13 protein-coding genes and 3 tRNA genes are annotated in these 15441 nt (G+C 35.7%); 1 reads left to right on the top strand and 15 read right to left on the bottom strand.

Features of this window, described 5'->3' with window-relative positions; all coding sequences use genetic code 11:
• Nucleotides 1-35: 35 nt before the first annotated feature.
• From B0G92_RS06050 to B0G92_RS06005, 10 genes are all read right to left on the bottom strand, one after another.
• A tRNA-Thr gene (locus B0G92_RS06050) sits at nucleotides 36-107 on the bottom strand.
• 86 nt (nucleotides 108-193) lie between these two features.
• Nucleotides 194-274, bottom strand: a tRNA-Tyr gene (locus B0G92_RS06045).
• Nucleotides 275-308: 34 nt separating this feature from the next.
• Nucleotides 309-382 (bottom strand) — tRNA-Thr (locus tag B0G92_RS06040).
• A gap of 91 nt (nucleotides 383-473) precedes the next feature.
• Nucleotides 474-776 carry a ribosome hibernation-promoting factor, HPF/YfiA family gene (gene hpf / locus B0G92_RS06035; protein WP_056069292.1) on the bottom strand — a complete coding sequence of 101 codons (303 nt, stop codon included), beginning with the start codon at nucleotides 774-776 and terminating at the stop codon, nucleotides 474-476.
• A gap of 35 nt (nucleotides 777-811) precedes the next feature.
• The gene (locus B0G92_RS06030; protein ID WP_101471440.1) at nucleotides 812-1708 is read right to left on the bottom strand and encodes a tyrosine-type recombinase/integrase; all 897 of its coding nucleotides are present in this window, start codon (nucleotides 1706-1708) and stop codon (nucleotides 812-814) included.
• Nucleotides 1709-1777: 69 nt separating this feature from the next.
• Nucleotides 1778-1972 (bottom strand): 30S ribosomal protein S21, encoded by a 195-nt coding sequence (rpsU, locus tag B0G92_RS06025; protein WP_056071364.1) that lies wholly within the window; start codon nucleotides 1970-1972, stop codon nucleotides 1778-1780.
• A gap of 74 nt (nucleotides 1973-2046) precedes the next feature.
• Entirely contained in the window at nucleotides 2047-3216 is a 1170-nt protein-coding gene (locus B0G92_RS06020; protein WP_056069287.1) for an acyl-CoA dehydrogenase family protein, read from the bottom strand.
• A gap of 33 nt (nucleotides 3217-3249) precedes the next feature.
• Complete coding sequence (locus B0G92_RS06015) at nucleotides 3250-4119, bottom strand: ComEA family DNA-binding protein (protein ID WP_101471439.1); 870 nt, start codon at nucleotides 4117-4119, stop codon at nucleotides 3250-3252.
• A 50-nt stretch (nucleotides 4120-4169) separates the two neighbouring features.
• Nucleotides 4170-4397 carry a hypothetical protein gene (locus B0G92_RS06010; protein ID WP_056071361.1) on the bottom strand — a complete coding sequence of 76 codons (228 nt, stop codon included), beginning with the start codon at nucleotides 4395-4397 and terminating at the stop codon, nucleotides 4170-4172.
• A gap of 53 nt (nucleotides 4398-4450) precedes the next feature.
• Nucleotides 4451-5719 carry a DUF2851 family protein gene (locus B0G92_RS06005; RefSeq protein ID WP_101471438.1) on the bottom strand — a complete coding sequence of 423 codons (1269 nt, stop codon included), beginning with the start codon at nucleotides 5717-5719 and terminating at the stop codon, nucleotides 4451-4453.
• A gap of 114 nt (nucleotides 5720-5833) precedes the next feature.
• Between B0G92_RS06005 and B0G92_RS06000 the strand changes: the two genes are divergently transcribed.
• Entirely contained in the window at nucleotides 5834-7504 is a 1671-nt protein-coding gene (locus tag B0G92_RS06000) for a GLPGLI family protein (protein WP_101471437.1), read from the top strand.
• Between the two features lie 62 nt (nucleotides 7505-7566).
• On the opposite strand, the gene B0G92_RS05995 is transcribed toward B0G92_RS06000, so the two are convergent.
• From B0G92_RS05995 to B0G92_RS05975, 5 genes are all read right to left on the bottom strand, one after another.
• Nucleotides 7567-8928 (bottom strand): pyridoxal-phosphate dependent enzyme, encoded by a 1362-nt coding sequence (locus tag B0G92_RS05995; protein WP_056069274.1) that lies wholly within the window; start codon nucleotides 8926-8928, stop codon nucleotides 7567-7569.
• Nucleotides 8929-9031: 103 nt separating this feature from the next.
• Complete coding sequence (locus B0G92_RS05990; protein WP_101471436.1) at nucleotides 9032-11002, bottom strand: putative porin; 1971 nt, start codon at nucleotides 11000-11002, stop codon at nucleotides 9032-9034.
• 95 nt (nucleotides 11003-11097) lie between these two features.
• Nucleotides 11098-12792, bottom strand: coding sequence for a S8 family serine peptidase (locus B0G92_RS05985; protein WP_180326404.1), 1695 nt, complete (start codon nucleotides 12790-12792; stop codon nucleotides 11098-11100).
• A 349-nt stretch (nucleotides 12793-13141) separates the two neighbouring features.
• On the bottom strand, nucleotides 13142-13939 hold the full coding sequence (locus B0G92_RS05980) for a hypothetical protein (RefSeq protein WP_101471434.1): 798 nt from the start codon (nucleotides 13937-13939) through the stop codon (nucleotides 13142-13144).
• 9 nt (nucleotides 13940-13948) lie between these two features.
• Entirely contained in the window at nucleotides 13949-15439 is a 1491-nt protein-coding gene (locus B0G92_RS05975) for a RagB/SusD family nutrient uptake outer membrane protein (RefSeq protein ID WP_101471433.1), read from the bottom strand.
• Nucleotides 15440-15441 lie beyond the last annotated feature (2 nt).

The raw sequence follows: 15441 nt of genomic DNA, 5'->3' as shown, positions 1-15441 counted from the left end.
AGTTATATATTAGTGTTCAAATTCTTACTTACTTGAGCCAATGACGGGATTTGAACCCGTGACCTCTTCCTTACCAAGGAAGCACTCTACCCCTGAGCTACACCGGCAGGGAATCCCGATTAGGATTTTCTGATTTAAGGTTTTTGATTTAAGACACAAATCTTAAATCCTAACCCACAAATCATTTTTTTTGTGGGGAGAGCAGGATTCGAACCTGCGAAGGTTTCCCAACGGATTTACAGTCCGTCCTCGTTGGCCGCTTGAGTATCTCCCCTAACCATTTTGTTTTCAATCTAATAAAAGAACTGAGCCGATAGAGGGACTCGAACCCACGACCTGCTGATTACAAATCAGCTGCTCTAGCCAGCTGAGCTACACCGGCAAACTCAATAAAAAAAGTCCGCTATTTCTAACGGACTGCAAATGTATATCATTTTGTTTCTTAATCAAAATATTTTTGAAAAAAAATTATATTATATATGTGTTCTTATCTTTTCTTTTCGTTTCACCAACAACCTCTCTAAAGCTTCAGACGAAAGTTCTACTCCTTCCTCAAATGTTTTACATTGTTTTTTGACAATAAACTCATCTCCGGGAACATGGATTTTTATCTCCACTATCTTATTTTCCTTATCACTCGTTTTTTCCACCTTCAAAAAAACATCTGACGAAACCACTCTGTCATAGTACTTTTCTAACTTATCCAATCTGGCCTGAATGAATGCTACAAGCTTTCCGTCAACATTAAAGTTAACTGCATGAACGTTTACCTTCATAATAATAAAATTTTACATGGTTGAACATTTTTGAATTATTTCTGATTCCGGGGATGCGCATCTCCGTAAACCTTTTTCAGCTCAGCCAAGCTGCTGTGGGTATATATTTGAGTGGATGCCAAACTGGAATGTCCTAATAATTCTTTTACTGAGTTTAAATCTGCCCCGTTATTCAGCATATGAGTCGCAAAGGTATGTCGCAAGACATGCGGACTCTTTTTTACTTTCTCCGAGACATTACTAAAGTACATATTTATTAGTCGATAAACAAGCGAATCGCTTAATTTAACTCCTTTTAACGTAAGAAAGAAAAACTCCCCGTCTTTAATCTCTTCCAGACCAGCCCTTTCAGACAAATACAAGCGTATTTGCTCCTGTATCACGGGTAACATCGGAAGAATCCTCTCTTTATTTCTTTTCCCCAAAACCTTCAGAACACCTTTCGACAAATCTACGTTGGCTACCTTAAGCCCAATCAGTTCCGCCCGACGTATTCCTGTCGTATAAAACAAATCTATAATAAGCTTGTCGCGAATTCCTTCAAAACCTTCCGGATAGACAATATAATTCAACACATTATCTAATTCTTTTTCAGAGAAAGGGATTTGTAGTTTTTTTGGCGTTTTTAACGCCTTGTGTTTCAGCAACGGACTTACCTGAATCCGCTTTATTTTCAAAAGGAATTTATAAAATGATTTCAGGGAAGAAATTTTCCTGTTAACCGACGTATTTGAGATACCGGCATCGACCAGGGAAACAATCCAGCTTCGGATCTGACTGTAATTCACATCCTCCAGACTGTCCTGATCAAAATCCTGTTTTAAAAAAGCCTCAAAATCAGACAAATCATTACTGTAGGCCGTAACCGTATGAAGGGAATATTTTTTCTCTTTTTGAAGATAATCCTTAAATGATCCTTTATTGTCAAGCATAAAAAAACCGTTAGCATCAAAGGTATTAAACTTTCATGACTAACGGTTTTATCTTGAAGAAAATTAATATTAATTTTCTAATTGATCTCTAAGGCTTTGGATGTAACCAGCTTTTTGGATTTGAGCTCTTCTGACAACAGACGGCTTTATGAAAGCCTGACGTGCTCTTAATTGACGAACTGTTCCAGTTTTATCAAATTTTCTCTTATAGCGCTTTAATGCTCTATCGATATTTTCTCCGTCTTTAATTGGTATAATTAACATAAGTATGACACCTCCTCTCATTAAGGCTGCAAACTTATAAAATAATTATGAATTAAGAATTATAAATTGGAAATTTATTTTACCGCCGGTTTATAATTCTGCTTGTCGATTATTATTTTCGATAAAATTTCTTTTAAAATTTCTGAGGTTCCTCCACCAATCGGACCTAAACGACTATCTCTTAATAAACGCGCCAGAGGATATTCTTCCATATATCCATAACCTCCTAACATTTGCAAACAGCTATAGATTGTTTCATCAGCCACTTTAGTAGATTTCAATTTAGCCATCGAGGCCTCTTTCACCACATATTCTTTTTGGTTTAGCCTGGCAACTGTGGCATAGTTAAATATTTTGCAGTGTTCCACATCTGTCGCATGTTCAACAATGGTGTGTCTTAATGCCTGAAATTTGTCTATCGTTTTTCCAAACGCCTCACGTTCCGACATATATCCTATAGTGTATTCAATGGCATATTCAGCTCTCGCATGCGCATTTATTGCCATAATCAATCGTTCGAGTGCAAAATGCTGCATAATATAAGGAAAACCTTTTCCTTCTTCTCCCATAAGATTCTCTTCGGGAATTTCAACATTATCAAATGCAATTTCGGCAGTATCTGAAGCTCTCCATCCTAATTTATCCAGTTTTGTAGTGGCTATTCCTTTCAGATTCGAATCCACCAAAAACATACTTATACCCTTATTGCCCAATTCCGGACTTGTTTTGGCTGCTACTACATAATAATCTGCATAGACACCGTTTGTGATAAAAGTTTTTGAGCCATTAATAACATATTTATTACCCTGCTTAACTGCTGTTGTACGCATTCCGGCAACATCACTTCCTCCAAAAGGCTCTGTAATACACAATGCCCCTATTTTATCTCCTGAAATACTCGTAGCTAAATAATCCTGTTTGATTCTCTCGTCGCCTTCTGCATTTAAGTGTGTCATTGCCAAATAAGCATGAGCCCACATTGCTGCTGCAAAGCCAGAAGATTTAATTTTTTGAAGCTCCTCTAAAAAGACCACAGTATAAAATAAATCCAAATTCATCCCTCCGTAAGCTTCAGGATAATTGATTCCGAAGAAACCCATTTCGCCAAATTTTTTCCAAATAAAACGCTCTATTGTTCCTGTTTTTTCCCATTTTTCAATATGCGGGACCACTTCTTTTTGTAAAAAATCTTGTAGGCTCTTTCTAAATAATTCGTGTTCTTCGGTAAAGTATGTTGAATTCATATATATAATTAAGGGTATTTTTATATCATTTTTTTAGAATTCCAAATATAAAGCAATTATTTTTATTTTTTCAACAGGAAAACCTTTAACTTTTGTTAAATCCTCAATAGTTAAAACCCCATTATTCATGCTTCTGTAAGTGACTATTTCCTTACTAACCGGATATCTAAAATACGGGAATTGAGACAGTTCTTTTACAGATGCATCATTTATTTTTATTTTTTTAATTTCCGTCAGTGATCCAACATAAAATTGCACATTTAGCTTTTCAATAACTTCCGGCGATAATCCCCATATGTCACTCATCTGCTCCATGCTGACAAAACCTCCCAGCAAATCTTTTTGCTTCAAAATCCGTTCAGACAAACCCGGTCCGATTCCATATATTTTCATCAGGTCTTCCTGGGTCGCTTTATTGATATCGATAAGTGCTATTTTCTCTTTCTTAAACGCAGGCTGTTTTTCTTGTGAAAAATCATTCTTCTTATTTTTAACCCAATCCGGAAATTTGAAATACGGAGAAATGACATTTAACAATGAATCGGAAATTTTTGTGACTGTCTGAAATTCTTGTGCAGAATTTACATATTTATTTGCCTTTCTGAATTCCAGAAGCCTGTCTATTTCAATGGTAGACATCCCTAATTTATAGCCTTTATAATCTGTAATGAAATTAGGGTTAAAAGGATACATTTCCGGTTTACTGCTTGTCTTTGCAATTTTCAGGGAATCAATTTCTGCTTGAAGAGAAAGCCACTCTTGTTTTTCAACAGAGACGTCTTCCTTAATTGTCACATCAATAAAATAAGCCGTTAACTGTATTATCAGTATAATCATGAGTAGTACAAAAATACCCATGCGTTGTTTGGAATCAAACCTGAAGAAAGATTTGTTTATTGGCATATATAAGAAATTGGTTGGCGTAGAAAAAAGAAATGGTGTAAATAAAGAATTTACAAATCAAAAACGGAACTCCGTTTTGTATAGACAAGGTCTTTTAACCTGACCAGAAAGGCAAGTGTGAGATAAACCCCAAACCAGAGACCTACAGTAAAAAAGGAAATATAGATAAAAAACAATCGGACACTGGAAGCCCTCATCCCGAGCCTGTCTGCCAAACGGGACGATACTTCAAAGCCGTGCTTTTCAAAAAAGTGCCTGATGTTTGTTATAAACGACATATGATTGGAAAGTTCAAAAGTAAGCATTTTCCATTTTTTTAATACTACTATTTTCAGTTTTTCATGAGTTCGAGCCCGATTCCACATTCCAAGCAGCGTTTCTTGTTACAATATTCATTTTTGAGCTGTAATAAGGCCTGCGTTTCATAGGCATTGTTCGCAACAATCCCAAAATCGCGGAACTTATCGATAATTATGTTTTTCTCTGCCGGAATTTCAGAAAGCAATTGTACAATCTCCTCAGAAATATCATCACCTACATAAGCAGCGTAAGCAAATTTTAGCGGCACAACAGTATTAATCAATAATAAATCAATAAAAGCATTCGTAAGCTTTTTTTCTTTTCTGCGGCTTTGTTTGTCAAACTGATAATGGTCACTCCAATAGTCCGAAGCAGACACATCAAATATTTTATAAAACTCTGCAAGCGACTTGCTTTCTATTATTTTCGAAAATAAATTTGGTTTTGAATGATACAGATTGGCCAATTGTGAAAGTCTGATCGTTGGAAAATTACTTGGGCGAAGTCTAAAAAACTGCACGGGGTCTACATATATTCTTTTCAAAATATGCTTATTTCTTAAATAATCCCATCGTCCTTTCAAATCCTGAAAATAAACATCTTCATTTTCATTATAAAGTAATCCGACTCTCCCATAAAATAAGGCTTCCAAATTTTTAACCTCAAAACTTTCCTTTCTGATTTTTTGGAAAGGAATAGAAAGCGCCATCTTTAAAAAGGTTTCTCCATTACTGTTTAATCCGAAATTTTTCGCCAAAAGGCAAAACAACAAAGCTTCCCAATCATTTAAGGTCTCTGAAAATGTATTCCATATCAATCGTGATTTTTTTTCAAGCCTTTCAAAAAACAGCCGTTCTTTCCAATTGTCCAGCACAAAACCATCAACCAGAGTAATTTGTTTTTCACAATAGATCCAGGTCTTGTCCATCATTAATGTCTGGTAATTCTCCAGCATTTTTCCAGAAACAAATTTACTCAGTTCCAAAACGGCTAGCTCCGTATTGTCTTTTCTGAAAACCTCCATATCATGTTCCCAAACAACATGAAGAATTACATTATCATAATTAGGATCAGTTTCATGGTTATGCAAATACCAGTCTGATGACTTGCGATGTATTTCAACATTTCCGGCCCATTTTTGGGCACCTATAACAATCTGGGCATTAAAAAAATCTGGCCCGGCTTTCTGAAGATAGAGCCCTGAACTGATAATAGTGAGTTTTTCACCCTGAGTAGTGTATAATTGGGCAAGATCAAACTTTTTGAACTGCCAGAGAAAATGCAGAAAATCTTCTTTCATCTGTATGGATCTTAAAATTATTATTAGGCGTGTATTACTCAAAAGATTAACTAATGTAGCAAATATTATTTAACAAACAAATCTATCTTTGCGATACTAACTATTATATGAACCATGAAACACTACTTCTTAATCATTTTTGCTTTTTTTACGATTGCTTCTACGGCTCAAAAAAACAACAAGGCCTATAAAATAACCTATTCCAGAACTTCAAACGGAAAAACAATCGAAGGCCAGGATCCTGTTTTGGTATTTTCGGATGCCAATGAATCTATCATTACTTCTGAAAACAATATTACCGGCAAAGCCGAATATCCTTTTGAAGAGACTTTTATTTCCAAAAATTCTAATGTCATTCAACTTGCACGTCTTTCTGCCTCAAGAAAAATTTTTACTGTTGACAGCTTGTCTCTGGCAAAACAAACCTTTGAAATTGGAAATGAAACCCGCACTATTTTAGGATATAAATGTAAAAAGGCAAAGACGATTATCAACTCAAATACTATTGAGCTGTGGTTTACGAATGATCTTAATATTAAAGGTGCGCCAAGCATTTTAGGACAGAAATTAGGTTTGGTACTCGAAATGAACCGTAATAACAATTACATTATTACTGCAACAAAAATTGAAAAAATCAAATCGATACCAACCAGCTTACTTACATTAAAAAGTAACTTTTCAGCTATTGACGCTTTAACCTATCGCGACCTACTGTGGAAAAGCCGATTTATTACCATTCCGGTTTTTGAAAACGAAGTCATTAATTTTTCCGATGCATCAAAATCAAACGACAGTATTCTCCGATTTGCGAACGGGACGATTATTCTGAAAAAAATAAAGTTTCCTGAAATCAAATCGGGCAGCCAGGTATTTGTTGACCTGAAAGAACAATCCAACGGAGATGCGTATGACAGGACTGGAACCGTTTTCGCCATCCCTTCCAAAGAAAAATTTTCTTTTATGGAAGGACTGAAAAATGGAGCCAAGACACTTCCTGTCTATGAGAACGGAAATGGAAAACAATATCAGGGCGTAATAAAAACAGGCGAGTTTTCGCCACTATTAGAATTAATGCGATTCTTTACTCCTTTTGGCATCAAACAGTATGGACACATACAGCTAAAAGACAAGACCTGGCACGAAAGTGTACCTTATCGTCAGGATATTTCAGAACTGTATTCTGCCTTGAGCAATCAGGAAGTTTATATAGGAACTTTTATTGGAAATTATGATAAAGGCGGGCATAAGATAAGCCTTAACATTACAATTCATGGAGAAGAGAAACAATCTCCTAAAGACAGCTTTGTATTGCCGCTTTTCAACACGACCAACATCATGGAGATGGCCGGCCAGGAATATGCAACAATGTTCAATAATGAAAAAGGACTGGTTGTAGATTTCGTTTTGGAAAAAGATGTAAAAAATGCCAAACTCCGTTATATTACAACCGGACATGGGGGATGGGAAAATGGAGATGAGTTTGTTCCAAAGAAAAACACAATTCTTTTGGATGGAAAAGAAGCATTCGGGTTTATTCCCTGGCGAATGGATTGCGGTTCTTATCGTCTTTTTAATCCGGCTTCAGGCAATTTCAACAACGGATTATCTTCGTCCGACTATAGCCGTTCCAACTGGTGTCCCGGAACAGTAACCAACCCTATGCTAATCGAATTAGGCGACCTAAAAGCAGGAAAACATACTATTCAGATAAAAATTCCTCAAGGTCCTAATGAAGGCGGCGGTTTTAGTTCCTGGAATGTTTCAGGAATCTTAATTGGTGATTAATCCATTTTTTTCAATAAAAAAAGCCTAACAAATATGTTAGGCTTTTTTTATTGTCTGAACTATTATTTTATAGAACCAATAATATCGTATTTGGTAATAATATGATGTTTCCCGTTACCCAAATCAACCAGCACAGCCTGATTGTCTTTGCTGAACAATTTAGAAACTTCTTCTATTGAAGTTCCCGATTTCACAATCGGATAAGGCTTGCCCATAACTTCCTTAATTGGTTTATCGGCTACATTTTTATCTGAAACATAGCTTTGGAATAAATCCGTTTCATCAACCGATCCTACAAAACCATTGATATCGATTACAGGAATTTGTGAAATTTTATATTTGCGCATTCTTTCAATGGCATGAGAAACTAATTCTTCTGTACGAACTACCACCAATGGTTTATCTATATGATCTTTGATTACGTCTTCCGCTTTTGTAATTTCTTCATCAAGGAATCCTCTTTCACGCATCCAGTCGTCATTAAACATTTTACCCACATAACGGCTTCCTGAATCATGGAAAAGAACCACAACGACATCCTCCGGCTTGAAATGCTCTTTTAACTGCAACACACCTTTTATAGCTGAACCGGCTGAATTACCAACGAAAATCCCTTCTTCCAAGGCAATTTTTCTTGTATAAACTGCTGCATCTTTATCGGTTACTTTTGTAAAACCATCTATTAGTGAGAAATCAACATTCTTTGGAAGGATGTCCTCACCTATACCTTCTGTGATATAGGAGTAAATTTCATTTTCATCAAAAATTCCGGTTTCATGGTATTTTTTAAATACAGAACCATAAGTATCAACACCCCAAATTTTAATATTAGGATTTTTTTCTTTCAGGAATTTTGCGACTCCGGAAATAGTTCCACCTGTCCCTACACCCACAACAAAATGCGTGATTTTTCCATCCGTCTGTTCCCAGATTTCCGGACCGGTTTGCTCATAGTGAGCTAAAGAGTTAGACGGATTGTCATATTGGTTGACATACCATGAGTTTGGCGTTTCTTCAGCCAGTCTTTTGGAAACTGAATAATAAGAACGTGGGTCGGTTGGTTCAACATCTGTCGGACATACCACAACCCGTGCTCCAACTGCACGAAGAATATCCATTTTTTCTTTGGATTGCTTGTCAGAAATTACGCAAATCAGCTTATATCCTTTTACAATAGCACCTAAAGCCAAACCCATCCCTGTATTACCGGAGGTACCTTCAATAATAGTCCCACCTGGTTTTAGTCGTCCGTCAGCTTCGGCGTCTTCAATCATCTTTACCGCCATTCTATCCTTAACCGAATTGCCGGGATTGAAGGTTTCTACTTTTGCCAAAACCAAAGCATCGACCTCTTTAGTGACTTTGTTTAGTTTTACTAAGGGCGTATTCCCTATAGTTTCTAATATATTATTTGCGTATTTCATGTATAATTCGTGATTTTTTTAAGCTACAAAGATAGGAACTACAAAATTAATTACGAATTATGAAGTATAAATTATACGTCTTCTGAGTTGCGATATAAAAATCTTAAGAGAAGAAATTCCAAACCAATCCGAAACGCACGATAAAATCACGGTATGGATAATTAGGCGCCGAATAATAATTTTTATCCATAAAACCCGAATTGAAATGCTCTGCTTTCAGATAGACTCTTGTATTGCGAATCTTAGCATTTACAAAAAAGTCAAACGTTGGAAAACCTCCTATTTCTCTTTTGGTTTGGATATAGAAGTCACCTATAACCGGATTGTAATCATTTGCATAATATTTCGAGAAATAGCTGAATGTTACACCTGTCTGTAAAAACATTGCTTTCTTGAAAACATGGGTAGAATAATAAAGCGTATTTCTTGTAACCAATTGTGGAACATTTATAATGTCATCGTCCTGGGCTACTTTTTGGTAAAGGACAGTATTGTCAAGCGCCCATTTTCTGAACTTAAATTCTTTAGACACTTTCAGCGACAAATAATTAATTGCTTTGGAGTATTGTGCCGGTTTAATTGTTAATGTGTCCTGAGAGGTACTTTCATTAAAAAAGTACAAATGATTTTTCAAGTTTGACACCTGCAAGGATGCATTTGCCCATTGCGTATTTGCATTTACGTTCAGGCTATTTATCTTTTCATTTTCAAAATTATTAGCCCAATTATAATCTATATAGCTACTTTGAAAAAGATTATATATATGATCCGGAACCTTACTCAGATTCTGGTATTGGAAATGTATATTGTTTTTCTCATCAAATTTGTAGGACAGGTTCGCATCAAGCGTAGACATTTTCTGATCGGAAATTGAGCTTGAAAATAAAAACCTTCCATTCCAATTGTTTTTTTGATAAGTATATTGCCCGCCGACCACATTAAATTCATCGGATAACAGATTTCCAATGGTATATGTTGGGCTTTCTATAATTATACGGTTATAGAAATAATTGTATCTGAAATCTTCTATAAAAAACTGGAACTGTCCTAATGTACTGTTTTCATAAGTCGCCCCAACTTTATTATACATCCTGTTATAACGGGTTTTGTCATTTATGTTACTTGATCTGTAGGAACTTCCAAATCTGGACATTCTGATTGTTCCTTGTGCCGGTGTAGTGATTGAGGTAACGATTGTTGGTTGTGTATATTCAAAAAACTTATTCTCGTAATTGAACTGGTGGTCTACATAAAGGTTGTTGGTACTTTTATTGGCGTTGATTCTAAAATGATGGTCTACAAAATAACGATTCCCTTTAAGGATTGAAGTAGCATCTAAAAAATACACATCCAGCCTTGCCCTGTTGTCAAATTCACTATCACCACCTTCAAAGTCTTCCAGATTTACAATACCTCCATTTTCTCCATTGGTGAGATCCTGGCCTGTAAAGTGTGCTTTTAAAAAATATCTTTCATTTGAGGTATTATAACTGGTCATAAACTTGAAATTCCCGTTACTTGAAAGTTGATTCACATATTTTCCAAGCGAACGCAAACCTCTGTATCCAATTGAAAAGTTTAACCTTTCAGACGTATTCAGGGTAATAAAAGCATCTATCATCTGGCCTTGTTCCATAACAGTTTTAAAATAAAGGTCTGTCATTGGCGTAGCAACATTATAGTATTTTATATCGTCTACTTCAAGATAATTAAAATGTTTTCCTGCGAATCCAAATCCCGGATAGGCTGTCGTTTTGTTATAGCCATAATCAAGCGTATTAAAAGTCTGTCCTTCGTTGGCAAAAGGGAGTAGCCCAAAATTATCCTTCCGTAGATAATTGAATTTATACTCTTTCTGTATGGTTAAGGAAGTATCAACATAGGTAGTATCATGCTGCAGAGTGATAATCTTGTACATATCAATTGTAGCAATAGTGTCATTTTTGGCAGGTTCTGTTAATTGAACCTTTTTTTCTTTGCCAGCAGCAATATTCCCTTTTGTTTGTGGGTCTTTTGTTTGCGCAAAGACAAAAAGTGGTAATAAAAATAGCGCTACATAAAAAAACTTTGCCATTCAGATACAATTTGAGCAAAGATACTTTTTTTAAGCAAAATAAAAACATAAAAAAAACCCGCTTTAAAAGCGGGTTTTGTATATACTTCAAGGATTTATTGCTTGATGAATTTTTTGGTAACTGTTTTATCTTCACTTACAAATTTTGCAAAGTAAACTCCTGATTGAAGTCTTGAAACATCAATAGAGTTTGATGACAAATCTTTACTTGAAATAACCTGTTTTCCTGTCACATCATAAATTGAAACATCAGACAAAACAATTGAATTTGTAACAGCAAAATTCAAACTGTTAGCTACAGGGTTTGGATAAATTGATATTGCGTCATCAATTTTAACCACTTCATTTGTACTCAACACTTGAGGGCCAGAAACAATTAATGAAAAGTTTTGCGAACCTCCTGTTAATGTACCTTTGTGAGTTACTACGATATTGTATGTTCCACCAGGATTGTCAACCTGTACTTTTTCATAGTTATCTCTGAAGTTATCCTGAGTTCTTGATGGTTCAGCAGATACGTTAGCCGGATCAAGCGTCCATGGAAAATAAGTAGTATTATCTGTTTTTACCACTCTTACATCCAGGTCATTTACAAGGGCTAAAGTTGGCAAATCAACAGTACCACTGTTAGCATTCCCTGCTCTGTCGGTCCACGAAATGGAAACCTGTAATGGCTCGGTACCATTTACTGTTATCGATTTAGTATATGTTTCACCATTAGTTAAAGTCAATTCATCTATTATAGTAGCACCTGTATTTTTACCTGTGATAACATTCGCCGCTCTTTCTGCATTCAATAACCCCCAACCATATTCATAATCTGGACCATCATAGAAACCCGCTTCATCAGCCGTATGCAATAGCAATCCCTTTAGGGTTGCTGCCTTCATAAAATTGTTATAAATATTATGGTAATGCTGTTGCATCAATAATGCCGCCCCTGCCACTGCCGGTGAAGCCATTGAAGTACCACTTTTAAGCCCAGAAGCAGTATCTGAAGCAACAAGCGTCGATCTAACCCCAACACCTTTAGCTACTATTTCAGGTTTTATTCTACCATCATCAGTAGGCCCCCAGCTACTAAAAGCAGACATTACAACGCTGTCTGGACCAGTATAATTGGTTACCTGATTCACAGCTCCTACAGTCAAGAAATTTTTCCCTGTTTGCATACCTCGTATCAGGTCATAACCAAATTTTTCATTTAATTGTGGCCCTACTAAAGGATCATTAACGTCATTTCTATCATTACCCGCAGCCGTAACGGCAAGATAATAAGGCGCACTAAAAGCAATTAAATCAAATTGTCTGGCTCTGTTATCATAAGCTCCAAATACCCATCTGGCATTTTGTCCTATCCAATAAGAATGGTTTGAAACCAACATTCCCACCGCAGCCTGGGTTGCCATTTCATTATAATCATTATTCCAATCGTAACTATCGGCTGAAGCATCAAAAGCAATACCTTTCAAATTTGCAGTAAGCCCTTGAGCAACAATCGTCCCTGTAACGTGTGTAGCATGATCATCAAGAGCAGCACCGTCTAATATATTTACTTTGTTGTTGGGAAATTCGACATGCGTTGTTCTCGCTCCACCTCCATCCCAAACATAGGCTTTCATTCCCTGACCCTGTACATTAAGACCTAACGAACCTCCAGAATACAATCTATTGGTACGAATAGTTGCAGAAGATCCTGCATTAGATGTTTCATAGTAAAGTACTTCTTTACCGTCTAAAACATCATATATCTCTTTCTTGGAAAACTCATCCTTTACCACCCTAGACATTTTAGGATTTTTCAGTAAAAACTCATTAATTCGTTGTTGACGCTGAAGAAATTCGGCTTGAAATTGATTTTTCAGAACCATTAGCTCTGAGACATTCGTATTCTCTATAACGCTCTTCAATTCCTCCTTGGACTGAGAAAAAATAGTACCGGAACAAAGAACACCTAGAAAAATATAAAAGTGTTTCATAATAAATTAATTTAGTAAGATAACAAAAATAAATAAAAAAAGCTAATATATAGCTTTAAATATAAAATCTTACTGAAATCAAAAACAGATTATAAAAAAAAGGCAGTTATGAATCGATTCATAACTGCCTTCTGATAGGAACAATATTTTAAATTTCAAATTATTGTTTCACAAAAACTTCTAACTGATCAGGGTAACCTACACCAGCACCGTTAATATAGAAACTAATCCAAAGTGAAATTTTGTTTGTACAAGGATCAATTTTTGAAACATTTGCAGGAGCTGTAGACATTCTTGCATAAATCCAACCTTGATATGTACCGTCATTGTAGTAAACATTTGTATTTTGCGGAGCAAAAGTAACATTGTTGTTAGCATCATAGCTAATAACAAAATTAGCATTTTCAAAATAATCTAGAATTTCTAGAGTGTTTGCCGCAGTACCCGCAATAACATCATTAGTCGAAGGACCTTCCAACCACCATGAGTTAATATTAAACGGACCAACGAAATCATTTATTACAAGTGGACAAACTTCATAAACGTTAAGAGTTATCTTCTCAGTATCTGTAGATTCTTTAGCAGAAAGACCTGACACCTGGATAACCAATTTTTTAATGGCAAAATCTACTAAGTCATTATCAGTACCTGTAATAGTAGCTATACCTTCATATGAATTTGCAGGAATAGTCAAAGTTGCAGGAACACTGTAAGTAAGCGGATTAGCATTTGTCTCTTCAGCCACAACTGTTAAGTTATAAGTTCTGGCAACATTAGATTTGTTACTGGCAACAAATTTAATATCAACTGAAGTACTAGAATTTACCGGTATCGGTAAGTTATAGGCAGCTTTTTCAAAAGCTACATACGTCAAATTCTCATTGTACGTAACTCCATCTGGATCTGAGCAACTTACGAAAGATGCAACAGAAATCAATAGGATAAAAAGTTTTTTCATAACAATAAATTAATAATTAGGATTCTGAACAATTGTAGGATTTGCAGATACTTCTGTCGTAGGGATTGGCATAGTAAATCTGTAATCACCCGCTGGCAAAGAAGTAGGAGCATTAAATGTGAAAGCATCATCTGCTAATCTATCAACACCAACATTAATTTCACCACCTATACGTTTCAAATCAAGATATCTGTGACCTTCAAAAGCAAATTCTTTTCTTCTTTCCAACAAAATGTCAGTTAAAGCAGCATTTAAACTAGCATAAGTAGGTAGTGGATTAGCACCTGAAATTCTGTTTGCTCTCAATTGCTGAACTTCTGTAGCAGCACCAAGAAGATCTGTATTTCTAGCTTTACACTCAGCAATGATTAATTTCAATTCAGAAGATCTGAACAATTTAACATCATTAATTCTTGGACCATCTGAACTACCAACATATTTACGGATTGGGAAAACAGCATTAATTTCTTCCGGTGATCCTGCTACGATGTTACCATAGATAACAGTTCTTCTGATATCTGTAGAAGTAAATGTGTTATATAACTGTCTGGATGCAAACAAAAACGGATCGATTGGACCAGTAGTACTAAAGTTAAAATAGAACAAACCTGGGATACTGTTATTGTTAATTACTCTAGATAATTTAAAGATACTTTCACCCGGGCTGGCATCTGTATACATTGCCTGGTAACCTGCTCTAGGAGTTAATGGAGTTCCTGCCAATAAAGTTGTAGCTAAACTTTGAGCTGTTGGATAATCACCTTCCAACAATGCAAGTCTACATCTGATAAAATCAACAGCAACAGGTCTTAAATAAATAACTGAATTATATGTAGCTATATCAGACGGAACAGCCGTTTCACCTGGTCTAAGCGCAAGAGCACCATTCAATAAAGCTTTAGCATCTGTTAAATCCTGTTTGATAAAATCAGTGATTTCAGCAACAGTATTTCTTGGGAAAACATCAAAAGTAGATGCTGGTACAAAATCCATTTTAATCACAGATAATCCAGAAGCATTTTTGTAATCAACAGTAAAATACTGAAATAAATCAAAGTGACACAAAGCCCTCATTGCCAATAAATTACCTTTAATATGATCAGCAGATCTTTTTTCTGCAGTAGTAAAATTTGGATACAATCTGTCATATGCTCTTAAAACTCTATTCACTCTGTTAATAGTAGCATATCTGTTAGACCACATTACAGTAGGCAAATCCGAGTTAGGTTGCATAAGGAAATTATACTCTTCAGATCCTTGTCCATTATTACTCGAACCTCTTCTCATGTTGTCTGTAAACAAGTCATTGAAAACAAGGGCATCACCTCCCCCGTCTGGTCCATAGGCAGCATAAACTCCATTCAAACCAGATCTTAAATGCCCGATAGTAACGTAAGCATCTTCTTCTAACAATTCATTATCTTGAGCGATATCATACGCATCTGAGCACGAAAAAAGCATCAAGAAAAAAATTGGTAATAATAATATCGATTTTTTCATAT

The organism is Flavobacterium lindanitolerans (genome assembly GCF_002846575.1).
GTDB classification, from domain to species: domain Bacteria; phylum Bacteroidota; class Bacteroidia; order Flavobacteriales; family Flavobacteriaceae; genus Flavobacterium; species Flavobacterium lindanitolerans.
This window is presented reverse-complemented; position numbering and strand designations above follow the sequence as displayed.

Bases quoted from the DNA above. Each gene is read 5' to 3' on its own strand.
- B0G92_RS05975 (WP_101471433.1), bottom strand. From the start codon at position 15,439: ATGAAAAAATCGATATTATTATTACCAATTTTTTTCTTGATGCTTTTT.
- B0G92_RS06010 (WP_056071361.1), bottom strand. From the start codon at position 4,397: ATGTCGTTTATAACAAACATCAGGCACTTTTTTGAAAAGCACGGCTTT.
- rpsU (WP_056071364.1), bottom strand. From the start codon at position 1,972: ATGTTAATTATACCAATTAAAGACGGAGAAAATATCGATAGAGCATTA.
- B0G92_RS06005 (WP_101471438.1), bottom strand. From the start codon at position 5,719: ATGAAAGAAGATTTTCTGCATTTTCTCTGGCAGTTCAAAAAGTTTGAT.
- B0G92_RS05985 (WP_180326404.1), bottom strand. From the start codon at position 12,792: ATGTCTAGGGTGGTAAAGGATGAGTTTTCCAAGAAAGAGATATATGAT.
- hpf (WP_056069292.1), bottom strand. From the start codon at position 776: ATGAAGGTAAACGTTCATGCAGTTAACTTTAATGTTGACGGAAAGCTT.
- B0G92_RS05980 (WP_101471434.1), bottom strand. From the start codon at position 13,939: ATGAAAAAACTTTTTATCCTATTGATTTCTGTTGCATCTTTCGTAAGT.
- B0G92_RS05995 (WP_056069274.1), bottom strand. From the start codon at position 8,928: ATGAAATACGCAAATAATATATTAGAAACTATAGGGAATACGCCCTTA.
- B0G92_RS06015 (WP_101471439.1), bottom strand. From the start codon at position 4,119: ATGCCAATAAACAAATCTTTCTTCAGGTTTGATTCCAAACAACGCATG.
- B0G92_RS06000 (WP_101471437.1), top strand. From the start codon at position 5,834: ATGAAACACTACTTCTTAATCATTTTTGCTTTTTTTACGATTGCTTCT.
- B0G92_RS06020 (WP_056069287.1), bottom strand. From the start codon at position 3,216: ATGAATTCAACATACTTTACCGAAGAACACGAATTATTTAGAAAGAGC.
- B0G92_RS06030 (WP_101471440.1), bottom strand. From the start codon at position 1,708: ATGCTTGACAATAAAGGATCATTTAAGGATTATCTTCAAAAAGAGAAA.
- B0G92_RS05990 (WP_101471436.1), bottom strand. From the start codon at position 11,002: ATGGCAAAGTTTTTTTATGTAGCGCTATTTTTATTACCACTTTTTGTC.